The 1505-nt window shown below is 74.2% G+C and carries 1 protein-coding gene; it reads left to right on the top strand.

The annotated features are described in order from the left end of the window. Positions 1 to 1505: beta-ketoacyl reductase (locus tag DD1DGNOD_RS26830; RefSeq protein WP_165036581.1), on the top strand; the 1505-nt coding region annotated here is incomplete at both ends.

The raw sequence follows: 1505 nt of genomic DNA, 5'->3' as shown, positions 1-1505 counted from the left end.
CCACCTGTGACGTCGCCGACCGCGGCGCGGTCGACGCCCTCCTCGACCGCCTCGACGCCGACGGCGCCGTGATCAGCGCGGTCGTCCACACCGCCGGCGTCAGCCAGCTGACCCCGCTGGCGGACCTCGACGTCGCGGACCTCGCCGAGATCCTCGACGCCAAGGTCACCGGCGCGACGAACCTGGCCGAGGCGCTCGATGGCCGCCAGCTGGACGCCTTCGTGGTGTACTCCTCGGGCGCGGGCGTGTGGGGCGGTGGGGCCCAGGGCGCGTACGCGGCGGCGAACGCGTTCCTGGACGCCTTCGCCGAGCAGCGGCGGGCGTCCGGGCTGCCCGTGACGTCCGTGGCGTGGGGTGCCTGGGCCGAGGGCGGCATGGTGTCCGGCGACGTCGCCGAGCGGCTGCGCCGGCTCGGTATCCGGCAGATGGCCCCCGAGCTGGCCCTGACAGCCCTGCGAGAGGCCGTCGACCACGACGAGACGGCACTGGTCGTCGCCGACATCGACTGGCCCGGCTTCCTGCCCGGTTTCCTCGCGGCCAGGCGGCGGCCGCTGTTCGCCGACCTGCCCGAGGCCGCGTTGGTGACGCAGGGTGACGGTCAGTCCGCCCGGCCCGGCCAGGCCACGCCGGCCGGCTCCGCCGCACTGCCGCCGCAGCTGGCCGGCCTGACCGCATCCGAGCGGCAGCAGGCGCTGCTGGACCTCGTGCGCGGTCACGCCGCCGACGTCCTCAAATACGACGGAGCGCAGTCGATCCAGGCCGACCGGGCCTTCCGGGAACTCGGGTTCGACTCGCTGGCCGCGGTCGAGCTGCGCAACCGGCTGGGCGCCGCCACCGGGCTGCGGCTGCCGACCACCCTGGTCTTCGACTTCCCGACGGCCACCGCGGTCGTGCGGTATCTCATGGCCGAACTGTTCGGCGCCCCGTCCGAGACGGGCTCTGACACGGGGGTCGGCACGGGGGCTGGCACGGACGCCGTGGCCGGTGCGCCGGCGTCCGCCGTCACCGCCGACGAGCCGATCGCGATCGTCGCCATGGCCTGCCGGTTCCCCGGCGGTGTCGAGCATCCGGAGCAGCTGTGGCGGCTGCTGGTCGGTGAAACCGACGCCATCGGCGCATTCCCCGACGACCGTGGCTGGCCGTTGGACACGCTGCTCGACCCGTCCCCGGACCGGACGGGCACGACGACCGCGCACGAGGGCGGATTCCTCGACGACGTGGCCGGATTCGACGCGGGATTCTTCGGCGTGTCACCGCGTGAAGCGGTGGTCATGGACCCGCAGCAGCGGCTTCTGCTGCAGACCGCGTGGGAGGTGCTCGAACGCGCACAGATCGATCCGACCTCGTTGCGCGGCACGCCCACCGGGGTGTTCGTGGGCGGTTCCGGCCAGGACTACGGGCCGCGGCTGCACGAGGCGACCGGCGGCGCCGAAGGCTACGTGCTGACCGGAAGCGCCACCGCCGTGCTCTCCGGCCGGGTCGCCTACACCCTCGGGCTGGAGGGA

It is taken from the genome of Candidatus Protofrankia californiensis (assembly GCF_900634765.1).
In the GTDB taxonomy this organism is placed as follows: domain Bacteria; phylum Actinomycetota; class Actinomycetes; order Frankiales; family Frankiaceae; genus Protofrankia; species Protofrankia californiensis.
The sequence above is the reverse complement of the archived record's forward strand: the minus strand, read 5'-3'. Positions and strand labels throughout refer to the sequence as shown.